The sequence below is a fragment of the Flavihumibacter rivuli genome (genome assembly GCF_018595685.2).
Classification (GTDB): Bacteria; Bacteroidota; Bacteroidia; order Chitinophagales; family Chitinophagaceae; genus Flavihumibacter; species Flavihumibacter rivuli.
The window spans coordinates 2,702,829-2,718,983 of sequence record NZ_CP092334.1 but is presented as its reverse complement, the minus strand read 5'-3'; the positions used below and the strand labels follow the sequence as shown (position 1 = coordinate 2,718,983).

Sequence of the window (16,155 nt, the reverse complement as noted above, 5' to 3'; positions counted from 1 at the left end):
GTCATGAGAAAACTCGGCCTACTGCTTTTTGCCTGCCTGCTTTTCCTGCTTGGCCAGGCGCAATTGATCACTGTTTCCCCGGCTTTCCCAACGGAGAGTGATGAGATCACCATTGTATTTGATGCATCAAAAGGTAATAAGGGCCTCTTCAACTTTGGGGGCGATGTGTATATCCACACTGGTGTGATTACCGACCGGAGCACTGGTCCCGGTGACTGGAAATATGTGAAGCAGAACTGGAATACCAATAATCCCAATGACCGTTTGCGTTCCCTGGGCAACAATAAATACGAATACAAGATCAGTGGCGTACGCGCCTACTATGGCGTTCCTGCAGGTGAGGCCATTCGTAAGATCGCTTTTGTTTTCAGGAGTTATAATCCGGGAGGTGCAGCACTCGAGGGAAAATGCTCAGACCTGAGTGTTGACCAGGGCAATATGTACTGGACCATTTACCCTGCCGGTGCCAATGCTATTCGCTTTACTTCTCCGGAATCAGAGCCCCGGTTCAATCCCTATGTGCTTCCGATCACAGCATCGGTAGGTTCCAATATTGCCTTATCAGCCGTTAGCAGCAAATCTGCTGCCCTTGCCCTGAAGCTGAATGGGACTGAGCTACAAGCCAGTGCCAATGCTACCAGCATCCAGGCCAATGCAGCCATTGCTGCACCAGGAGAGCAGGTTTTTGTTGCCAATGCCAACGATGGCAGCACGATTGCCGGTGATACTTTCAAGATATTCATAGCCCCTTCCAACACAGTATTACCCCTTCCGGCTGGCGTGAAGGAGGGTATCAATTATGAACAAGGAGATACGTCTGCCATCCTTGTTTTGTATGCACCAAACAAGGATAGGGTGAACCTTCTCGGCGACTTCAATGACTGGAGGGAATCAGCTTCTTTCCAGATGAACAAGACCCCTGATGGAAAGCATTACTGGTTCAGGCTTACAGGACTTGCGCCAGGGGTGGAATATGGTTTCCAATACCTGGTGAATGGTGACCTGCGCATTGGCGATCCTTACACCGAGAAAGTGTTGGATCCCTTCAACGACCAGTTCATCCCGGCTTCAACTTATCCCAACCTCAAGCCTTACCCGGCAGGCAAGACCACGGGGATCGTGAGTGTATTGCAAACCAGGCAGGAAGCCTATAACTGGCAGGTGAACAGTTTCCAGCGTCCCGATAAGCGGAGCCTGATCATTTACGAAGTGTTACTGCGTGATTTTATTGAGAAACATGATTGGAAGACCATGAAGGATTCCATCGGCTATTTCAAATCCCTTGGGGTGAATGCCATTCATGTGATGCCCTTCAATGAGTTTGAAGGCAACCTGAGCTGGGGCTATAATCCTTCCTACTATTTCGCACCCGACAAATACTATGGCAACAAGAACAGCCTGAAGGCATTCGTGGATGAGTGCCATAAGAACGGCATTGCCGTGATCATGGATATGGTGCTGAACCATTCCTTTGGCCAGAGCCCGATGGTGCAATTGTATTGGGATAAGAACCTGAACAGGCCAACTGCTGAAAGCCCCTGGTACAACCCCATTGCCAAGCATGCCTTTAATGTGGGGTATGACATGAACCATGAAAGTGCCGACACCAAACGCTTCTTCAGCAGGGTGGTGGAGTTCTGGCTGCAGGAATACAAGCTTGACGGATTCCGCTTCGACCTTTCGAAAGGCTTTACCCAAAACAATACCTGCGATATCAACGGGAACAATTGTAATGTGGACAACTGGAGCGCCTACGATGCCAGCAGGGTAAGGATCTGGAAAGCCTATTATGATACCTTGCAATTGAAGTCAAATGGATCCTATGTGATCCTTGAACACCTTGGTGTGAACCAGGAGGAAAAGGAACTGTCAGATTATGGTATGATGCTGTGGGGCAACATGAATTACAATTTCACCGAAGCAGCAAAAGGCGCGGTAGGCAATTCCAATTTCCAGTGGGCTTTGCATACCCTTCGTGGCTGGAACCAACCCCACCTGATCAGTTACATGGAAAGCCATGATGAAGAACGCTCCATGGTGAAGTGTGAAAACGAAGGTTTGTCGGCTGCTGGGTATAATATCCGCGATGAGGCCACAGCATTGAAAAGGAATGAAATGGCCGCAGCCTTCCTGCTGGGCATGCCCGGACCCAAATTGATCTGGCAGTTTGGTGAGTTGGGATACGACTATTCCATTAATTATTGTTCAAACGGAACGGTCAACAATGACTGTCGTACAGATGCCAAGCCGATCCGTTGGGATTATTATACCCAACCCAACAGGATCAGGGTGCGTGAGGTGTATAAGACCATGCTGGGTTTGAGGAACCATCCCTTTTACAAGGCTTTGTTTATGTCGGACAGGGTAACGCCAGACCTTTCAGGTGCAGTGAAGATCCTGAAGTTGAGTACAGATACATCGAACCTGCTGATCATCGGGAATTTTGGACTGGGCTCCACCTCTGCGGCGGTTACCTTCCAGCATTCCGGTACCTGGTTTGAACTGCTGACAGGGAATACCATCTCTGCAACCGGCGCACAGCAAACCATTGGCTTGAATGCCGGTGAGTACCGCGTTTATGTGGACAGGAACATGAATACCTCACCTCCCACACCGGTGATCGATCTGAACAATACCACAGATATCCAGCTGCAGGTGATACCCAACCCGCTGGTGGCCAACTCCCAATTGAAGTTTGCGATCCCGGAAAGCGGGCAGGTGGTAATGCGTTTGTTTGACATGAGTGGAAGGCTGCTGGAGGAAAGGGGGCTTGGATTCAGGGCGAAGGGCATACACAATGCCAGCCTGGGTGCAGCTACCATCAGCCGCCTGAAGCAGGGTACTTACCTGCTCCAGTTACAGGTGAATGGCCATAGAAAAGTACTGAAACTGTTGGTGCCATAAGAAGACAATCTGTTATTTTTGGCGCCTTCGAAACCCTTATAACGATCGCTGCATGAAAAACATCTCCAGGTTCAGCCATTTTGGAGAGCTGAGCGACAAGGACTATTTCCGCATAGCCCTGTCCGTTGACTGTGTTATCCTCGGCTTTGAGGATAATGAGTTGAAGGTCCTTGTGATCAAGTGTAATATCAAGGAGTTCAAGGGCAAATGGTCCTTGTTGGGTGACCTTGTGAAACCCAATGAAGACATTGACAGTGCATCCTACAGGATATTGAAGGAAAGGACAGGACTGGATGATGTTTACCTGGAGCAGGTTCACACATTTGGAAAGGTGGACCGTCACCCGGCAGGAAGGGTAATTACTACTGCCTATTTTTCGCTGGTGAATATCAAGGACTATCAATTGAAATTGTCTGATAACGAACTGCACTGGCACCCGGTAAAGGACATCACCGAGATGGCATTCGACCACAAGGGGATCCTGGATACCTGCCTGGAACGGCTGAGGGAAAAAGTGCTGGACCATCCTGTGGTATTCAACCTGCTGCCCAAGAAGTTTTCCCTGCGCGAATTACAAAGCCTTTATGAAGCGATATTGAACACCAAACTCGACAGGAGGAATTTCAGGAAGAAGTTCTTCATGATGGACTGGCTGGTGGACCTGGATGAACTGGAGCAGGATGTTCCCCACCGTCCGGGTAAATTGTACAAGTTCAATGCCGCCAAGTTTGGGAAGAAGGCCAAGAAAGTAAGTTGATCGTTCAGCAGGGAATTTGCAGCAATTAACCCTTTCAAGCTGTCTTATTACATACCAGTTGGACAAGGAAATTACCCGCCCGGAGATTTTGCAGGAAGGACCAGAGGATATTGTTTAAGTTCTTACCCGCCCCCATTAATCGGGGTTAAACCCAATACAGTAGGGCAATTCAGAAAAAAATTTAATTAGTAAAAAAGTTCAGGATTATTTAACAAATAAGAAAATAATATCTATAATTGCGTACTTTTTACACATTGCTAATGTGTATTTAGTACGCATAATCGGGAAATCACTAAGATTTTTATATAACGCAACAATTATTGATTATGTCCCTGAAACGTCTACTGCTTACGATTGCCTTGCCGTTGTTACTATTGACAATGCAGCAGGGCGTTTTTGCACAGGTCAGAACCATCTCGGGAAAGGTTACTGACAAGGACGGTACCCCACTCTCAGGAGTGTCGGTGATCGTTAAGGGCACTCGAGCCGGGGTGTCTACTACTGCGGATGGCAGCTTCTCCATCCAGGTTCCGGATAACAATGCAGTGTTGGTTTTCTCTTCTGTTGGTTTCACCAGGCAGGAGATGAAGGTGGGTGAAAAAAACACCATTACCCTAACCATGCAGAATGACCAATCCCAGATGGGGGAGGTAGTGGTGATTGGTTACGGTACACAGCGCAAGCGCGAAGTGACCGGCTCCATTGCCAAGGTTAGTTCCGACAAGATCAACTCCATTCCTGCCCCCAGTTTTGAAGCTGCCCTCCAGGGCCGTGCCGCTGGTGTTCAGGTAGTACAGGGTAGTGGTCTGGCCGGTTCCGGTTCGGTTGTACGTGTACGTGGTATCAACTCCATCAGTGCCGGTGGTGACCCGCTCTATGTAGTGGATGGTATTCCCATTACCCAGGATCCTTTCCTGCGTGGTAACAGTGGTGCCATGAACCAGAACCCACTTGCATCCATCAACCCTTCAGATATCGAGTCGGTAGAAGTGCTGAAGGATGCAGCAGCTGCCGGTATCTATGGTAGCCGCGGTGCCAACGGTGTGATCCTGGTCACGACCAAGCGTGGTAAATCTGGCAAGCCCAGTTTCAACTACAACAACCGTATCGGTATCTCTACCTATGCCAACCGTCCCAAGTTCGCGAACAACGAAGAGTGGCTGGCCCTTCGCCAGGAAGCTTGGCAGAATGATGGCAACTCTGGTCTTGCCCCGCTCCCTGCCGGTATTACCTGGGACAAGGCTGCGCAAACCAATACTGACTGGTGGGACCTGCTGACCCGCGATGGTTTCATCAATGAGCATAACCTCAGCATGAATACCGGTGGCAAGAAGATGAAGGCCTATGTTGGTGCTACCTATAGCGATAACCAAAGCTATATCATGGGTAACTCCTTTACCCGTTATGGTCTGCGCGTAAACCTCGATTATAAGTTCAGCGATAAGTTCAAGGCCGCCCTTACCAGTGGCTGGAACCGTGGTGTGAACAAGCGTGTACCTGCAGCATGGTCTGGTGGCCTGGGTGATGCCATGAGTACTGCCTTGCCGATCTATCCTGTTTACAAGGAAGATGGCAGCTACTGGCTGGATGGTGCTAACCCTTATGCACGCATGGTGGAGAACACCTGGATCAACCGTGATGACCGCCTGCTGGGTGGATTGGTGCTGGAGTACACACCGATCAAGAACCTTACCATCAAAGCCAATGGTAACATTGACTATATGATCGGTATGGAAGACAGGTTTGAATCTGCCAAGATCCGCAACAGTACCAGTGGACTGGGTTTTGCCAGAAGGAGCCCGATCTGGACAACCAACCTGAATGCCAACCTGACCGCTAATTATCGTTGGGACATGAATACGGACAACAGCTTCAACTTCCTCGTAGGTACTGAAGTGCAGGAGTCTTATTCTAAATCCTACAATACCGATTTCGGCCGTGAACTGAATGAGCCTTATTATAAGAACAAGAGTGTATGGCAGGATACCAGGGATAGTTTCGCCAAGAACAACCTGATGGACACTACCGAGTTCAATGCCTTCACCTTTAACTCCTTCTTCGGTCGTATCAACTATAGCTACAAGAACAAGCTGTTCCTGCAGTTCACTGCACGTATCGATGGTTCTTCCCGTTTCGGTTCCAACAACAAGTACGGTTTCTTCCCCTCAGCAGCTATTGGCTATACCCTGACAGAAGACGAGTATTTCAAGAACATCGATTGGCTGAACTTCCTGAAAGTAAGGGCCAGTGCGGGTATCATGGGTAACTCCAATATCCCGGCAGGTCGTTACTACACTGCTTATAATGGTGGTAGCCCCTATGTTGGTGGCCAGACCTATTACCTCGACCGCATCGGTAACCCTGACCTGCGTTGGGAGAAGATCTTCAACTTCGATGCAGGCATCGAGTTTGCCGTGCTTAATAACCGTGTAACCGGTGAACTTTCCTACTATAACCGTTCTACCACAGATGTATTGCTGGATGCGGGTCTGTCGCCTTCCACCGGCTTCAATAATGGCTGGAGGAACCTCGATAATTCACTGATCGTGAACGAGGGTGTGGAACTGACCCTGAATGCCAAGATCATCAAGAACAAGGATTTCGAATGGAGTGTGGGTGGTAATATTTCCAAGAACTACAATGAAGTAAAGGACCTGGGTAACCTGAGTGCCGATGCGATCAGTGGTGGTACCAACGATACCCGTATCGCAGTAGGATACCCTGTAGGTACCAACTACCTGGTACGATTCCATGGTGTGGATGAGAATGACGGATTGCCTATCTGGGTTGACATCAACGGAAAGTTGACCAAGACCTTCAGCCTGAACAACCGTGTTCCTGTAGGTTCTGTGATTCCTGACTATGTAGGTGGTTTCAATACTTTCTTCGCATATAAGGGATTTGAATTGTCCGGCTTGTTCACTTACACCATCGGAGGTAACATCTATGATGGTAGTGCCAAGCGCCAACTCGGTATTGTAACTGACTGGAATATCCGTACAGATATCGCTGATAGATGGCGCAACCCGGGTGATGTGGCTACCTTCCCCCGCCTGACCATGCGTCCAGATACCTATTATGGTTTGTCCAGCGAATGGCAGTACAACTCAACCCTGTTCCTGTATGATGCGTCATTCCTGCGTATGAGGGAGCTGACCCTGGCTTACAACCTGCCTGCAACATTGCTTTCCAGGATCAAGATCAATCGTGCACGTTTCTTCGTCACCGGTATGAACCTCCTGACCTGGTCAAAGTATCCCGGTGGAGATCCTGAGATCGCCCGTGACTTTGAGAATCCGCAGGACCGTAACCTGAGCCCCAACGTAACTTACCTGACTCCTCCCCAGCAGAAGTCAGTAACATTCGGATTGAACATTACTTTCTAACAACAAAAAAGATTTGCAATGAAATTGCGTTCATATAGAATTGGTGCTGCACTGCTGCTGGCCACTGCCATCGCTGGTGTATCATGTTCAAAGTATCTCGATCGCCCACCACAGGGCCAGATCCTGGAAGAAGAAGCACTGAAGGATGAAGCCGGACTGCAGCGTGTAGTGAATGGTGCTTACATTACCCTTGGAAGTGAAACCTTCTACGGCGGAAGGACCGTAGTCATCAGCGAACTGTTGAGTGATGAACTGGACGGAACCCTGCTCACCGAAGACTTTGGTGAGATCTATGGCCGTCGTACTTCCATCTTCGGTGCATATAAGAATGACTTTTATTCCAACAGTTACCGTATCGTGGCCAACATGAACAAGGTGCTGGCCAACCTCGATAAGGCTAGTGCAGCCAAGGATCAGATCGAAGGGGAAGCCAAGTTCATCCGTGCCATGGTGCATTTCGAACTGGTTCGCCTCTATGCCCAACCCTATGGCTTTACTCCGGACAATAGTCATCTTGGCGTACCCGTGCGCATTAGCTCAGATGTTAATATCGCTAACCGTGCGAGTGTACAGGAAGTGTACAACCAGATCATTGCCGACCTGAACGATGCGGCTGCAAAGCTTTCATCAGGAGCCACTACTGTTGCCTCTAAGGATGCTGCAAACGCCCTGCTGGCCAAGGTTTATTTCCAGATGAACAAATTTGCTGAAGCGTACGCTGCGGCCAATGATGCCTTAAGCGGAGCCAAGCCTTACCAGTTCGTAAAGTCTGATACAGCATTTACCACCCGTTTCTCCGTTGGCAAGAACAAGGAAGCGATCCTCCTGATCTCTGCACAGCAAAACAATCCCCAGGGTAGTCTTGGAAATGGTCTGCGCGACCAGTTCAGGAGTGACACCCGCAGGCCAACCCTGTTCGTTAATAACGAAACGTTCAACAAGGTGGCCAATACCGGTGATAAGCGTGCGATATTTGTAAGCAATACACTTCAGGCAGGGATCAATGTGATCACTAAGTATAACAGTGATGTCTTTGAATTGCCGGTACTGCATGTGACCGAACTGAAGCTCATCAGGGCTGAAGCCGGTGCTGCTGCAGGCGGTGCTGCCCTTGCAACAGCCATCCAGGATGTGAATGATATCCTGGAAAGGGCATATGGCAATACCAGCCGCAACCTTCCCACCAATGCTGCGGCTGCAGATGTGATCCGTGTAGCACGCGAGCAGCGTTTCATTGAAATGGTGGGTGAAGGCAACCGTATCCAGGAGATCAAACGCATCGGTGCATTGACCGGCCAGAATGTTGATGGTCGCGGTGCCCGTTGGAACTGTCCTGGTCTGGCCATCCAGTTCCCGCAAGGTGAAATGGCCTCTAACACAGAATTCGTAAGGAATCCTGAAGGAGGTTGTAACTAATCTTAAAAAGACATTGATATGAAAAAGTTAAGCTTAATTATATGCGCAGGCCTGCTGTTGAACATGGCAGCCTGTAAGCCGGAGAAATTCGGCCCGATCATCGATGAAGAGAGCTTTTTGGGAAATATCCCCGCCCTTACCGGTGACTGGGTATTGGTGAGTGCCAAGCAGACCGACGAGGAAGCTGGGATCAAAAACTCCCCTTACATCAGCAAGGACATCACTTCTGATTTTCCTTACTCTGAGTTCAAGTTAAAACTGAACAGTGCGTCCAATGCACCTACTGATTTCACAACCACTCCCGGAAATTCCCCGAAGATCATTCCCTTCGCTTCCGGCAAATGGGAGGTGGATAATATTGCTGCACCCAGTCAGGTTCATTTCATCCAGGGTACCGATACCCTGAAGGCCAAGTTCGGATCCTATCCCAGCGCGTTCAGCCCCAGTTTTAAGTTGAAGGTCGACAGGGTGAACGCCGAGTCAGGCAAAGTAACCATGACCTACGAATATGTGTTCACCAAACAGTAAAAGCATTACAATGAAAACCTTGAAATATTTAGTTGTATTCATGGCTGCCTTGTTCAGCGTTTCGCTGGCAAAGGCCCAGAACCCGAAGTTCACTCCTTCGGTGTTTACCCCTGTTGACCAGGTAACCATTGAAGTAGATGTTACCGGTGAAGGCGTGGCAGGTGAAGCAGAATGTTTTATCTGGATCTTCAGTAACCCTGATGCCAGGGATAATGATCCGGCCAAGCCAAAGAAGGATGGTATTGTGAATGGCTCCTGGGGTAATTCAAGTGTTGCCGCCAAGATGACCAATGCCGGCCCCAATAAATGGCGCTTCACTTTTGTGGGTACAGAGATCTTCGGCCTGACACCCGCCCAGTTGGGAACCTTTGGTTTCCTGGTGAAGACAAGGGATGGATCCAAACAGTCCAAGGACTATAAGACATTTAAGTTCGATGCCCTGGTGTTCACCCCAACCATGATGAGGGTGTTCCCTGCAAAAGTTGGTAAGGATGATGCCATCCAGCTCAACTTCGACCAGACCCTGGCCACTGAAGTAAATGACCAGCGCCTGGCTCCCGAAACAGTGGAGGTGACCCTTTACAATGCAGCAGGAGCTGCCATTGGCACCAAGTCCTTTAACCTGAAGGCACTGGGCAACCAGAAGTGGGCTGCCTCTTTCATCCCCACTTATTCATTCACCGTTCCTGCCGGAACCCAGTTGTCCAAATTCACTTACTCCTTCAAGGGAAAGGTGAAGGATGCTACAGGTGGTGATGTGCCTCACCAGACAGGAGCTATTGAAGTACCATTTACCCAATTCAAGTAAACATCATGGTTATGAGAAAAATATTGCTGGCCTTATTAAGTACCGCCCTGATCATTACTTCTTGTAAGAAGTATGATTTTGATAAAGATGGCTCAGGTGAAGGTCTGGATGCCTTCTCCCTGTTGACGCCTGCCAGTGGTGCCAAACTGGCTTTGAATTCAGCTACCCCGAATGAGAAAGTGACCATCACCTGGTCAGCTGCCCGTCCGGGTCTGAATACTGCACCTACCTATACCTGGATCGCTGCACTGCGTACAGGTTCTATTGAACAGCCCATTTTGTCCATCCCTTCAGATAATGAGGGTAAGGATACCAAGCTGACCCTTACCTACAAGCAGATCGATGATGCCCTGAAATCAAAGGGAGTTGCCGATGCGGCCACCGCTGACCTGCAATGGACAGTTATTGCCAACAACGGTGATGTGGAAGTGAGGGCCAACGAAGTGAACTTTATCGATATCACCAGGTTTGGTGATGGTGTTTCACCATTCGCTATTTATGGCCCGGTAAGTTCCAATTCTACTATCGAGATCAATCCTTTCAGCACTACCGACTCAGTGAAGTTTGTATGGCAGACATCCAATTCTTCCAGTACTTCCAAGCCGGTTACCTATACCATCGAGTTCATCAAGCCTGATGGAAGTTTCAGTGCACCCGTACTGGCATCTGCTTCCAATAAGAACGGAATCGATACCGTTCGTACCTGGTCCTATGCTGATTTCAATGAAGCTCTGATCGGTGCCGGTTTCACTGACCTTGGTTCACCGGTTGCCCTCAAGTGGAGGGTAGTGGCCAAGTCTGGCACTTACTCACTGCCATCCCTATACGTAAATGATGTGGTATACCTGCGTGAGTTGAAGTTCTACCTGGTGGGTGGTTCAAGCCCTGCCGGATGGGAGCCTGCGCGCTCTGTCCGCTTCATCCAGGATACCCGTGATGCCAATTACTTCTATGCCTATTCCTACCTCTCTGTGGATGGCTTTGGATTCAAGATCCTGAACCAGCAGGAGTGGCCCGGTGGTCCGCTGAATGCCAAGGATTGGGGTATGAAGAAAGGTTCACCCGGCGACCTCGCTGAGCAGGATGAGGACAACCTCTCAGTTCCTTCAAGCGGTTACTACCGTGTGATGATCAATATGAAGGACCTGAAGTACTGGATCGAGCCTGCGTACGGCCAAATGGCAACAGTAGGTTCTGCTACCCCTGCCAGCTGGAATCCCGGTGCAGCTTTCCCTTCACAGGCCCTCGGTACCAGCGTGATCAACAGGTTTGTTGGAATCGTTGATTTCGTTGGCGGTGGTGAGTTCAAGCTCATCGATTTCAACAACTGGCCTGATGGCAGTCTCCGTGGACCCCATGATTTCGGCCTGAAGTCTGGAACCACGAATGTGCTGGTGGAGCAGGGTGAGAACAATATACCTGGTCCTGCAACAGCCGGTAAGTACCGCCTGGCAGTAAATGCTACTGATCCCAAGAACATTACGTATACCCTTGAGCCTTTCGTTCAGGTGATGAAGATCGTTGGCGATGGCCTTGCTGATTTTCCCCAGTGGAATCCCGGCGGTTCGCCCAATATGACCTACCTGGGCGATGGCCGTTGGACCCTTTCCATCAAGCTGAAGGCAGGCAAGGACTTCAAGTTCCTGGCCGGCAACGATTGGGGTGCGTTTGACTACGAAGACAATGGTGGTGGAACCATCAAGTGGGAAGGTGGCAACAACTTCAAAGTGCCTGGCAATGCCGGTGATGCTGATAAGATCTATACTGTTACACTCGATGAATACAGGGGAACCGTAACCCTACAGTAAGCTAAGCAGTCAGTGTTTTTAGTCTTAAGAGGCTGTCTCAAAAGAGGCAGCCTCTTTATTTAAATGCCGGCTTACTTATGGTTGGCGTAAAAGTCACATCTCCACATCTCCACATCCTCACATCCTCCCCTGGTTGGCGATAATAAACCCAATTATCTCCTCCTGGCTGGCGTCGATCCTGCTGATGGCATCATCAATTTCTTCGCGGCTGACCTGGGCGGCGAAGGAGGGGGTCTTCAGCTTTTTCTGTACGCTCTTCACGTCCATACCCTCGTAGCGGGTGGGACGGATCAGGGCGGCTGCATGGATGAATCCCGACAGTTCATCGAAAACATAGATCATCTTTTCCATGGTGGTTTCTGGTTCCACCCCAAAATGCCGGGGTCCGTGGCAGGCGATGGTCCGGATAATGGCCGGGTCGATATTCCTGCGTTCCAGTTCCTCGATGATCATGCGGCAGTGGTCGTTGGGATATTTTTCCCAATCGGCATCGTGCAGGACCCCTGCCAGCCACCATTTATGGGCTTCTACAGCCGAAAGGCCTTCCCGCTGCAGGGCCCATTGCTTCATAACTTCCCCTACCTGCTTCATGTGGAGCCGCAGGCGTTCATTGGGTACCCAATCCTCCAGGAGCTGGAGGGCTTCCGCTTCCGAAAGTACATTTCCCGTATTGGCCGGGTCGCCGAAACTTGTTCTTCCCAGGGCTAAACTTGCCATTGTAATAGTTTTAAGTGATCAAAGCCTTAACCCGCCTGCATCAGCCGATCTGAGGGCCCCGCAATGGGCTGTGGTGGCTGCTTTGGGCAGGCAAAATAAAAACTTTGTAAAAATTTTTATTGAAAATCAATTAGTTGCATAAGTGGCTGTAAAAATATGCCCTCATTTTCTTGGAAGGAAGGCATCCCTCTACCTAACTTTGCGCTCCGTTTTATTTCATAACCCATGTTACCGGGATGGCGGTAACATTTTTAAAAGTAATTCAAATGAGCAAATTACATTTCACCACAAAGCATGCGAATGCGGCTACCGTTCAGCGCAACTGGTATGTTGTAGACGGTACCAATCAAACCGTTGGTCGTATGTGTGCCAAAATCGCGGCCATTCTGCGTGGTAAGAACAAAGCGTATTTCACTCCGCATGTTGATTGTGGGGATTTCGTTATCGTGATCAATGCCGATAAGGTGAAGCTGACCGGTAACAAGATGGAGCAGAAGATCTATGACACTTTCTCTGGCTATCCTGGTGGCCGTAAGGAAGAACTGGCTAAGGACCTCCTGAAGCGTCGTCCTGAAGTGGTGATCGAGCGTGCTGTTAAAGGTATGCTGCCGAAGAACCGCCTGGGTCGTAAGATGTATAAGAAGCTGTTCGTTTATGCCGGTGCCGAGCATCCGCATACCGCCCAGCAGCCTAAGGCACTGTCCTTCTAATCCCGGTTAAACACAAATCACAAACATTCAAATTCCACATAAATGGAAAAGCAAAAAAATGGTTTAGGTCGTCGTAAGGAAGCTGTGACCCGCGTGTTCATCAGCAAGGGCGATGGCAAGATCACTGTAAACGATAAAGACTACAAAGTATATTTTCCGCTGGTTTACCTGCAGAACCAGGTAGAAGCTCCCCTGAAGGCAATTGAGGCTATCGACAAGTTCGATATCGTGATCAATGCTGCCGGTGGTGGTGTTAAAGGCCAGGCTGAAGCTGCCAAGCTGGGTATTGCACGTGCCCTGCTGGAAGTTAACCCTGAATACCGTCCGGTACTGAAAGCTGCCGGTTTCCTGCGTCGTGATCCCCGTGTGGTTGAACGTAAGAAGCCAGGCCGTAAGAAAGCCCGTCGTAGCTACCAGTTCAGCAAGCGTTAATATTTCAGTTTGTGGTTTGAGGTTTGGGGTGACAGGATTACCCAAACTTCAAACCTCAGACCTCAAACAATTTTTAGAACATCTCTTCAATCAAATTATACAATGGAAAATAACACTTCATTACAGCAACAACTGCTCGAAGCCGGTGTACATTTCGGTCACCTCAAGAAGAAGTGGAACCCCAAGATGTTGCCTTACATCTTCGCTGAGAAGAAAGGTATTCACATCATTGACCTGAACAAGACTACTGAAAGCCTGCAGGAAGCTGCGGCTGCCCTGAAGGCTATTGCCCGCAGCGGTAAGAAAGTAATGTTCGTAGGTACCAAGAAGCAGGCTAAGGAAATTGCTACCCAGTGTGCCCAGCGCGTTAACATGCCCTATGTTACCGAGCGTTGGTTGGGTGGTATGCTTACCAACTTCAACACTGTTCGTAAGAGCGTTAAGAAGATGCAGAGCATCGAGAAAATGCTGAACGACGGTACTTTCGATAACATCACCAAGAAGGAGCGCCTGACCCTGACCCGTGATAAGGAGAAGATGGAAAAGGTTCTGGGTGGTATCGCCCAGCTGGGTCGTGTACCTGCTGCCCTGTTCCTGATCGACATCGGTCATGAGCACATCGCCCTGGCTGAAGCCAAGCGTCTGGGTATCACAACCTTCGGTATGGTAGATACCAACTGCGATCCTAACAAGGTTGATTTCCCGATCCCTGCAAACGATGACGCTACCAAGAGTATCGCTATCATCGTAGAATATATCACTGCCGCTATCGCTGAAGGTCTGGCTGAGCGTCAGGCTGCTAAGGAAGAAGAAGTAGAAGAGAACAGCGATGAGAACGAAAAGCGCGCAGCACGCCTTGAAGCTGAAGCCCAGGCTGAAGCCGCTCGTGGTGGTCGTGGCCGCGGAACTGCCGGTGGTCCCGGTGGTGCCCCCAAGCGTCGCGTACCCAACAGCCCCAAGCGTACCAGCGCCCGCTAATCCTGTGCACCAGGACAGTGGTGAGATGACGCCTACTTAACTGTAACATAACAGGGCGAAAGCCAGCCTTTCGCCTTCTTTTTTCAGTTTTGCAGCGTTGATCAACTTAATCTGAAATATTCAAAAGTCAAATTGAAAATACTATGTCAACTGTAACTATTACAGCCGCTGATATCAACAAACTGCGCCAGGCTACCGGTGCCGGTATGATGGATTGCCGTAAGGCCCTGACCGAGACCAACGGTGATTTCGAAGCTGCTATCGACTGGTTGCGTAAGAAAGGTGCTAAGGTTGCTGCCCTGCGTAGCGATCGTGAAGCGAAAGAAGGTGTTGTTCTGGCTAAGACCACTGCCGATAACAAGACCGGTATCGCTATCTGTGTTAGCTGTGAGACTGACTTCGTGAGCAAGAATGCTGACTTCGTAGCTTTCGCCCAAAGCATCATGGATGCCGCTATCGCCAACAACGTTACTTCTGTTGAAGAACTGAATAACGTTGCGATCAACGGTGCCAAGATCGCTGACCTGGTGAACGATAAGCTTGCCTCTATCGGTGAGAAGATCGGTATCTCCAAGTTCGAGCGCATCGATGCTGATTATGTTGCCTCTTATATCCACGGTGCAAACCGCATGGGTGTTCTGGTTGGCCTGAACAAGGAAGCTGCTGAAGCTGGTAAGGATGTTGCCATGCAGATCGCTGCCATGAACCCTGTTGCCGTTGACGCTGACAACGTTCCTGCTGAGATCGTAGCCCGTGAAAAGGCGATCATCACTGAGACCGTTGCCGCTGATCCCAAGATGGCTGGTAAGCCTGCAGAGATGATCGAGAAGATCGCTGCCGGTAAACTGAACGCCTTCTTCAAGGAGCAAACCCTGTTGGCCCAGGCCTTCGTTAAGGATGGTGGCCTGAGTGTTGCTGATTACCTGAAGAGCGTTAGCGCTGACCTGAAGGTAACAGGCTTCAAGCGTGTTGCCCTCGGATAATTGCACTTATACGATTGAATGAATAGGACTGCCGGTAGAGATACCGGCAGTTTTGTTTTACGCCAACCAGAGAGGGTAAACGCTAACCAGGGGAGATGTGGAAATGTGGAAATGTGGACATGTGGATATGTGATCCTTACGCCAACCAGTAGAAAGGGGCATACGCCAACCAGAGGAGATGGGTACACGCCAACCAGGGGGAGATGTGGACACCCCCTCCGCTGCGCTACGAGGGCATGTGTGGAGATGTGGAAATGTGATTTTTACGCCAACCAGCAGAAAGGGGCATACGCCAACCAGAGGAGATGGGTACACGCCAACTAGGGGGAGATGTGGACACCCCCTCCGCTGCGCTACGAGGGCATGTGTGGAGATGTTGAAATGTGATTTTTACACCAACCAGTAGAAAGGGGCATACGCCAACCAGTGTTTGATGCGAAGAACTGCCTTTGATAAAGCTTTGATAAATTAGGAATCTCCTTCACTATTGCTTCTGAAGTTGAGGACTTGCCTTGGCTGCGGCTTTGGCAGTCGAGTTTTGGAGTGGTGAATGGTCCCTATGAATAGTAGAAAGGCAAAATGGATTCCCATGCATCCAGCCCCGTCAGGGGCTGCTAAGTTGTAGCAAAAAGTGTTTATAATGACAAAAGAAAAAGAGACCCGTCAGGGTCTCCAAAAATGTGCGCCAGCCTAATTATGGTTGGTGTATAGTCACATATCCACATTTT

The 16,155-nt window shown here is 49.6% G+C and carries 11 protein-coding genes and 2 pseudogenes; 11 read left to right on the top strand and 2 right to left on the bottom strand.

Annotated features, from left to right (window positions below):
* Positions 1–3: 3 nt before the first annotated feature.
* The 4 genes and pseudogenes from KJS94_RS11625 to KJS94_RS11610 all read left to right on the top strand — a co-directional run.
* A complete protein-coding gene (locus KJS94_RS11625) occupies positions 4–2,904 on the top strand; it encodes an alpha-amylase family glycosyl hydrolase (protein WP_214448835.1) in 2,901 nt (966 codons plus the stop codon).
* A 52-nt stretch (positions 2,905–2,956) separates the two neighbouring features.
* Positions 2,957–3,661: an NUDIX hydrolase gene (locus KJS94_RS11620; protein ID WP_214448834.1), complete on the top strand. Its 705-nt coding sequence runs from the start codon at positions 2,957–2,959 to the stop codon at positions 3,659–3,661.
* 326 nt (positions 3,662–3,987) lie between these two features.
* Complete coding sequence (locus KJS94_RS11615) at positions 3,988–7,047, top strand: SusC/RagA family TonB-linked outer membrane protein (protein ID WP_214448833.1); 3,060 nt, start codon at positions 3,988–3,990, stop codon at positions 7,045–7,047.
* An 18-nt stretch (positions 7,048–7,065) separates the two neighbouring features.
* Positions 7,066–8,325: pseudogene (locus KJS94_RS11610) on the top strand (RagB/SusD family nutrient uptake outer membrane protein); the annotation flags it as partial.
* Between the two features lie 57 nt (positions 8,326–8,382).
* Here the strand turns inward: KJS94_RS11610 and KJS94_RS18250 are convergent.
* Positions 8,383–8,442, bottom strand: a pseudogene (locus KJS94_RS18250) (hypothetical protein); the annotation flags it as partial.
* 39 nt (positions 8,443–8,481) lie between these two features.
* Between KJS94_RS18250 and KJS94_RS11605 the strand changes: the two are divergent.
* The 3 genes from KJS94_RS11605 to KJS94_RS11595 are packed head-to-tail and all read left to right on the top strand — an operon-like array spanning position 8,482 to position 11,607.
* Complete coding sequence (locus KJS94_RS11605; protein WP_214448831.1) at positions 8,482–8,991, top strand: DUF5004 domain-containing protein; 510 nt, start codon at positions 8,482–8,484, stop codon at positions 8,989–8,991.
* 10 nt (positions 8,992–9,001) lie between these two features.
* Entirely contained in the window at positions 9,002–9,799 is a 798-nt protein-coding gene (locus KJS94_RS11600; RefSeq protein WP_214448830.1) for a hypothetical protein, read from the top strand.
* An 11-nt stretch (positions 9,800–9,810) separates the two neighbouring features.
* Positions 9,811–11,607, top strand: a complete 1,797-nt coding sequence (locus KJS94_RS11595; protein ID WP_214448829.1) for a SusE domain-containing protein — start codon at positions 9,811–9,813, stop codon at positions 11,605–11,607.
* A gap of 117 nt (positions 11,608–11,724) precedes the next feature.
* Here KJS94_RS11595 and KJS94_RS11590 read toward each other — a convergent pair whose 3' ends face one another.
* Complete coding sequence (locus KJS94_RS11590) at positions 11,725–12,324, bottom strand: hydrolase (protein WP_214448828.1); 600 nt, start codon at positions 12,322–12,324, stop codon at positions 11,725–11,727.
* 266 nt (positions 12,325–12,590) lie between these two features.
* Between KJS94_RS11590 and rplM the strand changes: the two genes are divergently transcribed.
* The 4 genes from rplM to tsf all read left to right on the top strand — a co-directional run bounded on the left by rplM (position 12,591) and on the right by tsf (position 15,427).
* Positions 12,591–13,034 carry a 50S ribosomal protein L13 gene (gene rplM, locus KJS94_RS11585; RefSeq protein WP_214448827.1) on the top strand — a complete coding sequence of 148 codons (444 nt, stop codon included), beginning with the start codon at positions 12,591–12,593 and terminating at the stop codon, positions 13,032–13,034.
* A gap of 42 nt (positions 13,035–13,076) precedes the next feature.
* The gene (gene rpsI / locus KJS94_RS11580) at positions 13,077–13,466 is read left to right on the top strand and encodes a 30S ribosomal protein S9 (RefSeq protein WP_214448826.1); all 390 of its coding nucleotides are present in this window, start codon (positions 13,077–13,079) and stop codon (positions 13,464–13,466) included.
* 102 nt (positions 13,467–13,568) lie between these two features.
* A complete protein-coding gene (rpsB, locus tag KJS94_RS11575) occupies positions 13,569–14,444 on the top strand; it encodes a 30S ribosomal protein S2 (RefSeq protein WP_214448825.1) in 876 nt (291 codons plus the stop codon).
* Between the two features lie 143 nt (positions 14,445–14,587).
* On the top strand, positions 14,588–15,427 hold the full coding sequence (gene tsf, locus KJS94_RS11570) for a translation elongation factor Ts (RefSeq protein ID WP_214448824.1): 840 nt from the start codon (positions 14,588–14,590) through the stop codon (positions 15,425–15,427).
* Positions 15,428–16,155: the final 728 nt, after the last annotated feature.